General features: G+C 64.2%; 6 protein-coding genes. 2 read left to right on the plus strand and 4 right to left on the minus strand.

What is annotated here, in order from left to right:
* Positions 1-1,739 (minus strand): pseudouridine synthase (locus tag E5W87_RS31210; RefSeq protein WP_292406520.1); only part of this gene is annotated, 1,739 nt, incomplete at its 3' end.
* A 77-nt stretch (positions 1,740-1,816) separates the two neighbouring features.
* On the opposite strand from E5W87_RS31210, the gene E5W87_RS31215 reads away from it, so the two are divergent.
* Positions 1,817-2,269: a nucleoside deaminase gene (locus E5W87_RS31215; RefSeq protein ID WP_095485627.1), complete on the plus strand. Its 453-nt coding sequence runs from the start codon at positions 1,817-1,819 to the stop codon at positions 2,267-2,269.
* Between the two features lie 23 nt (positions 2,270-2,292).
* On the opposite strand, the gene E5W87_RS31220 is transcribed toward E5W87_RS31215, so the two are convergent.
* Positions 2,293-2,970, minus strand: a complete 678-nt coding sequence (locus E5W87_RS31220) for a hypothetical protein (protein WP_292406524.1) — start codon at positions 2,968-2,970, stop codon at positions 2,293-2,295.
* A 248-nt stretch (positions 2,971-3,218) separates the two neighbouring features.
* Positions 3,219-6,203, minus strand: coding sequence for an isoleucine--tRNA ligase (ileS, locus tag E5W87_RS31225; RefSeq protein ID WP_292406539.1), 2,985 nt, complete (start codon positions 6,201-6,203; stop codon positions 3,219-3,221).
* A gap of 58 nt (positions 6,204-6,261) precedes the next feature.
* Here ileS and E5W87_RS31230 point away from each other — a divergent pair, with 58 nt between their 5' ends.
* The gene (locus E5W87_RS31230; RefSeq protein WP_292406527.1) at positions 6,262-6,447 is read left to right on the plus strand and encodes a hypothetical protein; all 186 of its coding nucleotides are present in this window, start codon (positions 6,262-6,264) and stop codon (positions 6,445-6,447) included.
* 109 nt (positions 6,448-6,556) lie between these two features.
* Here the strand turns inward: E5W87_RS31230 and E5W87_RS31235 are convergent.
* Positions 6,557-7,168: MipA/OmpV family protein (locus tag E5W87_RS31235; protein ID WP_292406530.1), on the minus strand; the 612-nt coding region annotated here is incomplete at its 5' end.

The raw sequence follows: 7,168 nt of genomic DNA on the forward strand, positions 1-7,168 counted from the left end.
GATTTGGGGCCACGCTCACCAAAGCTCTTTTCCGGCCCAAAGCTTCTGCCTGGACTTGTCGACAGCTTGCCCAGCGCCTCGTCGCGGCTGCCTTCGCGGCGCTTGCGGTTCTTGATCAATCCGCCTTCGCCGATCGGACGGCGTTCGCCGTCGCGGGTGAATTTCGGCCGCTCCGGTTCCTCTTCCCGCACCGCTTCACGCCGCACCGGCTTGTTGGAAAACGGCTTGGTGATCTCGGCGTCGAAATTGGCGCCGGATTCCTCTACCAGGCGTTCGCCGAGCTGGTCACGCAGCACGCGGCCCTTGATCTCCAGCACATGGCCCTCAGGCAGGTCGTCGAGCTGGAACGGTCCGTATGAAATGCGGATCAGCCGTGTCACGTCGAGACCAAGCGAGCCCAGTATGTTCCTGACCTCGCGGTTCTTGCCTTCACGCAGGCCGAGAGTCAGCCAGGCATTGGTGCCTTGCTCGCGGTCGAGCGTCGCCTCGATGGCGCCGTAGAAGACGCCGTCGACGGCGATGCCTTCGCGCAAGCCGGCGAGCGCACTTTCCTCGACCTTGCCGTGGACGCGCACGCGGTAGCGCCTGAGCCAGCCGGTGGCCGGCAATTCGAGCACGCGCGACAGGCCGCCATCATTGGTAAGCAACAGCAGGCCTTCGGTATTGATGTCGAGTCGGCCGATGGTCATCAGCCGCGGCAGGTCGGCCGGCAGCACGTCGAAGACGGTCTTGCGGCCCTCGGGATCACGGTTGGTGGTGACCACGCCGGCCGGCTTGTGGAACAGGAACAGCCGGGTGCGCTCGATCGGCGGGATCTCCATGCCGTCGAGATGGATGATATCGCCGGGCATCACGTTGAAGGCGGGCGAGGATAGCACCCTTCCGTTGACCTTGACGCGGCCGGCTGCGATCAGCTCCTCGGCATCGCGGCGCGAGGCAAGGCCGGCGCGGGCCAGCCGCTTGGCGATGCGCTCGCCAGCCTCTTCCGTCGCCTCGGCGGGACGCGGGCGCGGCTTGAAGCCGCCGCCTGGTGCCCCCTGGGGCCGATCACCGCCAAAATCGCGCTTGGGCCGATCGCCGAAGTCGCGCTTGGGGCGATCACTGAAATCTCCCTTGGGACGGTCAAAGCGCCTTTCGCCACGCTCGCCTTCGGCAGCCGCCGGCCGATCACCGCGCGGCGCGTAGGGCTTACGCGGCCCTTCGCGCTTCTCATAAGGCTTGCCTTCCGGACGCGGCCCTTTGCTGAATGGCCGGTCGCCGCTTTTGAAGTCGCGCTTCGGCCGCTCGCCATCGGCCGCGATCGGCCGGTCGCCGCGCGGCGCGTAGGGCTTGCGCGGACCCTCGCGCTTTTCATAAGGCTTGCCTTCCGGACGCGGCCCCTTGCTGAACGGCCTATCGCTACTTTTGAAGTCGCGCTTCGGCCGCTCGCCGTCAGCCGCCATCGGCCGGTCGCCGCGCGGCGCATAGGGCTTGCGCGGCCCCTCGCGCTTTTCATAAGGCTTGCCTTCCGGGCGCGGCCCCTTGCTGAACGGCCTATCGCCACTTTTGAAGTCGCGCTTCGGCCGCTCGCCATCGGCCGCCATCGGTCGGTCGCCGCGTGGCGCGTAAGGTTTTTTCGCGCCGAGGGACGGCTTACCGCCTTTGCCGGCAGCGGCGTCACGACCGCGCGGGCCTGACGGTTTCGGGCCGTTCTTGCGCGGGCCTTTTTGGCCCGGGAATTTCTTGTTTTTGTCGTCCATGTGGCCTTTGCTCGTTTGGGCGGGTAGATAACAGGATCACGCCTGAGTAGCGAGGAGATAATAGGAATGGAAACCGCTTGAGGCGGCCGGATTTCATGGCGCTGGCGCTGAAAGAGGCCGAAACTGCCGCCTTGCGCGGCGAAGTGCCGGTCGGCGCGGTCATCGCCAGCGGCGATACGGTCGTTGCCAGTGCCGGCAACCGCACCCGCGAGCTTGCCGATCCCACGGCCCATGCCGAAATGCTGGTGATCCGCGAAGCCTGCAGCAAACTGTCGAGCGAGCGGCTCACCGGCCACGATCTCTATGTGACGCTGGAGCCCTGCGCCATGTGCGCCGGCGCCATTTCCTTCGCCAGGCTGCGTCGGCTCTATTTCGGCGCCGCCGACGAGAAGGGCGGCGCTGTGGTCAACGGCGTGCGCTTCTTCGCCTCACCGACCTGCCACCATGTGCCAGATATCTATCCAGGCATGGCCGAGAGCGACGCGGCGCTGCTTCTGAAGGATTTTTTCCGGGAGCGACGCGAACCGTAGCGGCGCCAGCTTTCCCTAGCAGCTTACCACGGCAGCCAGTCGAACATGCCGCCGCTCTTGTTCTTGGCGGCCGCTTCCTTCTTGAGGCGGCGTTCTTTCTTGTACTCGTCCTCGCCGAGGTCTTCTTGCGGCGCGGTGGCGGCAGCGGCGCGGTATTGCACAGGCGGTTCGCTCAGGTATCTGCGGGTGTTCGGGTCACCCTGCTTGCCTTCGGCGAGGCGGCGCTTGACCTCGGCGGCGCGGCCCTTGTCCGAATCCGCCGGAGTCCAGGCCGGCGGATGGCTGGATCCCGACTGCGCCATCGCAGCCTTGATCGCCGTCGGATCCGTCTGGACGTCATCGACGATCTGCGCCTGATAATCCGGGTCGTCCTGATGGAGCGTGGCATCGGCGCGCAGGCGAGCGCGGCGTTGCTCGGGCGATTCGGGCCAATCGGCACTCGCCGTCGCGATACTGTCCTGCGGCGGCGGCAGTTCCTTCTGCCCCGGCGCCGGCTTCACCAGTTCGGGACGCGGCTTGTAGTCGATCCTGTCCTTGTTCTTCGGAATGACTGAAAAAGCGCTGGTGAGATCGCCGGCAAGCTGTGCAGCGGCGGGCTTGTCGGTCCCGTAGGTCGGCGAACCCATGCAGCCGGACAGGGCCAGGCCGGATACGACAAGCGGCGCCAGCAGCGCAACGCGCGCGCAAGTTCTTTCGGTCATGCCAAAAAGTCCCACTCTAGACAGCCTCTCGATCGCACCGGCCAAAAGGTCCGGTCCCCATCGCCCATGCTCTTCCGACGGAAATCCGGCGACAATTTGTCGTCCGGAGTTTCGCGTGTTTACCTCAACCACTCGTTAAGGGCAACGCGCGGGGGCCGATCAGCCGCCCGCCGTGGCATTTGTGCACCGATATGGCGGCTGTGCATGTCGTTATCCCAAAACCGTTTCACACTTTTGGGCGACATGCATCATATACGACCAAGCGACTTCAACTCGTGCAGCACAGCGGCATCCCGGGCCGAAACATCGGGGAATTCCGCGTCGCTGCCGACATCGGCGGTATAGCGCCACGAGCGCGCGCACTTGACCAGGCCCCGGTCCTCGGCCTTCTCGACCACGACGGCGACGCCCTTGACGTCGTCCAGCGTGAAGGCGCCAGAAGGCGCGCTGCCATGCGCAATGACCAGATCGCTGGTGATCGCCATCTCGGCCATGTCGACATCTGATATCGCCGCTTCGAGCGCCGTATCGTCGAGCGTGACGACCGGCACCGCTTCCAGCGACGAGCCGATGACCTTCTGGGCGCGTGCGATCTCCAGCGCGCCGGTGACGACACGGCGAACCTGCCTGACCTTGCGCCATTTTTCCGCCAGAGCCTCGTTCCTCCAATCGGCCGGGATTTGCGGAAACTGGTCGAGATGCACCGAAACGGCATCCGGATGACGGTCGAGCCAGGCTTCCTCCATGGTGAAGGGCAGCATCGGCGCCAGCCATTTCACCAGGCAGTCGAAGAGATGGCGCACCACCTGAACGGAAGCCTTGCGCTTTACGCTGGACGGCGCTTCGCAGTAGAGCGCGTCCTTGCGGATGTCGAAATAGAAGGCCGACAGTTCGACCACCATGAAATCGAGCAGCATGCGGGTGATGCGCTTGAACTCGAAAGCGTCGTAGCCCGCGCGCACGACCTCATCGAGTTCGGAGAGTCGGTGCAGCATCAGCCGCTCCAGCTCCGGCATCTTGTCCAGCGGCACATCCTCGCCATCGTCATGAGCAAGCGTGCCCAGCATCCAGCGGATGGTGTTGCGCAGCTTGCGATAGGCGTCGATGTTGGTCTGCAGCACGTTCTTGCCGAGCCGTTGGTCTTCCCAGTAGTCGGTCGTCACCACCCACAGCCGCAGGATATCGGCGCCCGACTGCTTGATGACGTCCTGCGGCACCACGGTGTTGCCTAGGGACTTCGACATTTTCCGCCCCTCCTCATCCATGGTGAAACCATGGGTGACGACGGTGTCGTAAGGTGCCCTGCCCCTGGTGCCGCAGCTTTCGAGCAGCGAGGAGTGGAACCAGCCGCGATGCTGATCGGAGCCTTCGAGATAGACGTCGGCCGGCCATTTGAGGTCCGGACGATCCTCCAGGGTGAAGGCATGGGTCGAGCCCGAATCGAACCAGACGTCGAGGATGTCCATCACCTGCTGCCATTTCGAGGCATCGTGATTGCCAAGGAAACGCTCCTTGGCGCCGGCTGCAAACCAGGCGTCGGCGCCTTCCTTCTCGAAGGCATCCATGATGCGCTGGTTGACCGCCTCGTCGCGCAGGACGTTGCCGTCGGCATCGGCGAATACAGCGATCGGCACGCCCCAGGCGCGCTGGCGCGACAGCACCCAATCGGGACGCTCCTCGATCATGGCGCGGATGCGGTTCTGGCCGGCGGCCGGCACGAAGCGGGTGTCGTCGATGGCCTTCAAGGCTCGGCTGCGCAGCGTCGTGCCGTCGCCCAGCTCCTTGTCCATATAGACGAACCATTGCGGCGTGTTGCGGAAGATGATCGGCTTCTTCGACCGCCACGAATGCGGGTAGGAATGCTTCAATCGCCCGCGCGCGAACAGCGCGTTGCGCTTGATCAGCTCGTCGATGACCGCCTGGTTGGCATTGCCCTTCTTGCCGTTGTCGTCGATGACGCGCGCCGCTCCGCCCTCGCGGTCCGGGCCGAAGCCAGGCGCGTCCTTGGTGAAGAAGCCGGCATCGTCGACGGTGAAGGGGATAGCGGTATCGACGCCGCGCGGGCGTAGGTCCGACGCAGCATCCATCCAGGCGTCAAAGTCCTCGCGGCCATGGCCCGGCGCGGTGTGGACGAAGCCGGTGCCGGCTTCGTCGGTGACATGGTCGCCGGCGAGCATCGGCACGGGGAATTCGTAGCTGCCATTCAAACCTTTGAAGGGATGAGAAAGCGTGAGGCTTCCAAGCTCTTCGGCCGAAACGCTACGGAGGCGATTCATCGTTACTTTGGCCTTGAGAGCGGACTCTTCCGCCAGCGCGTCGGCAAAGATCAGTCGTTCGCCGGGCTGCGGGCCGAACGCGTTCTCTGCCGCCGTCACCTCGTAGAGGCCGTAGTTGATGCGTGGCGAATAGTTGACGGCGCGGTTACCGGGGATCGTCCACGGCGTCGTCGTCCAGATGACAACGTGGGCCTCCAGCAAGTCCAGTGACGTCTCCGTCAGCTTTGGATCCAAGGCTGGCTGCCCATCTTCGACGTTGGTGACCTGACGAGCGAGGCTGACGACCGGAAACTTCGCCCAAATGGTGTCGCTCTCATAATCCTGATACTCGACCTCGGCCTCGGCTAGCGCGGTGCGCTCGACCACGCTCCACATCACCGGCTTGGAGCCGCGATAGAGCTGGCCCGACATGGCGAATTTCAACAGTTCGCCGGCGATACGCGCCTCGGCATGGAACGCCATCGTCGTATAGGGATTGTCGAAGTCGCCGACGACGCCCAGCCGCTGGAATTCTGCGCCCTGCACCTTGATCCAGTGCGCGGCGAACTCGCGGCATTCCTTGCGGAACTCGTTGACCGGCACCTCGTCCTTGTTCTTGCCCTTGGCGCGGTATTGCTCCTCGATCTTCCATTCGATCGGCAGGCCGTGGCAATCCCAGCCGGGCACATAGTTCGAGTCGTAGCCGCGCATCTGGAACGAGCGGGTGATGACGTCCTTGAGGATCTTGTTCAGCGCGTGGCCGATGTGGATATTGCCGTTGGCGTAGGGCGGCCCGTCATGCAGCACGTATTTTTCGCGGCCGGCGGCGTTTTCGCGCAGCTTGCGGTAAAGATCCATGTCCTGCCAGCGCTTGACCAGCAACGGCTCCTTCTCGGGCAAGCCGGCGCGCATCGGGAAATCCGTCTGCGGCAGGTAAAGCGTCTTGGAATAGTCGATCGTTTCGACGGTGTCGGTCATTGGGGTATCGGTCATTGGTCTGCCATATGCATTGCCCGGCGGCAAAAGAGCCCGGGCGTTGAACTATCATGATCTGGAAAAAGCGCGAGAGGCCGCGCGCAAAATTCCCGGCGGCTCCGGCGGCAGTCAGGCCGCCCGGAACACCGGGCTCGTAATTCGTATCGCAATCGCGAGAAGGCGCGAAAAGCTCGTCATGGCTGGGCTTTTAGCCGAGACGGCCGATATTGAAAAGCCCGAACTCTGATGCTTGCCCTAGATGCGTGTACCAATTGCGTGGAAGACGAACTCAACCGTATCGCCTACGGCATAGTCGCCTGAGCCATGCGGCTGCGCGCAATACACAACCTGCGACATCACATCGAGAAATCAAACCGGTAGGTCGTCGAGACGCCGATCGTGAACTGGTTGCGGTCGCCGCGCTCCTTGACCAGGCTGGAATCGGCCGCCGGGCCCATCAGGCGCGAATATTCGCCGAACAGGCTGGCCGTCATCGGCTCGGTCACCTTCCAGGTCACCGCGCCGCCAAGGCCTGCCGATTTCACCCCGCCGCCTGGATGGTATTCGCTGAGGCCCGAAGCCACAGCTTCCTCGGCGTTGACACCATAATAGGCGTCGAAATAGTCCGACGAGGCGAACGAAACGCGCGGCCCGCCCGAAATCCTGACGTCCGGCGTCACATCATAAAAGGCGTCGGCGGCGATATCGGCGACAAAGCCGCTATGGGCGCGAATGCCGTGCCGCAATTCGGCGCGGGCGCGCAGCCAGTCAAAAGGATAGAATTCGAAGAAGCCGCCGGCCTCGCCGCCCCAGCGCACCGGGTCGAGGCCCTTCAGCTCGTCGGCGTCGCCGCCATCGCGCGAAAACAGGATTTTTCCAGCCAGGCCGGCGCGGAGGCCGCCATCGTCGATCAGCGCCAGCGAGATGTTGTCGTTGCGCGAGGTGAAACGGGCCGCGGGACCCGCCTT

Source organism: Mesorhizobium sp., from assembly GCF_004962925.1.
In the GTDB taxonomy this organism is placed as follows: Bacteria; Pseudomonadota; Alphaproteobacteria; order Rhizobiales; family Rhizobiaceae; genus Mesorhizobium.

What these genes read in the sequence shown, in the direction of transcription:
- ileS (WP_292406539.1), bottom strand. Translation starts at nt 6,203, where the DNA reads ATGACCGACACCGTCGAAACGATCGACTATTCCAAGACGCTTTACCTG.
- E5W87_RS31220 (WP_292406524.1), bottom strand. Translation starts at nt 2,970, where the DNA reads ATGACCGAAAGAACTTGCGCGCGCGTTGCGCTGCTGGCGCCGCTTGTC.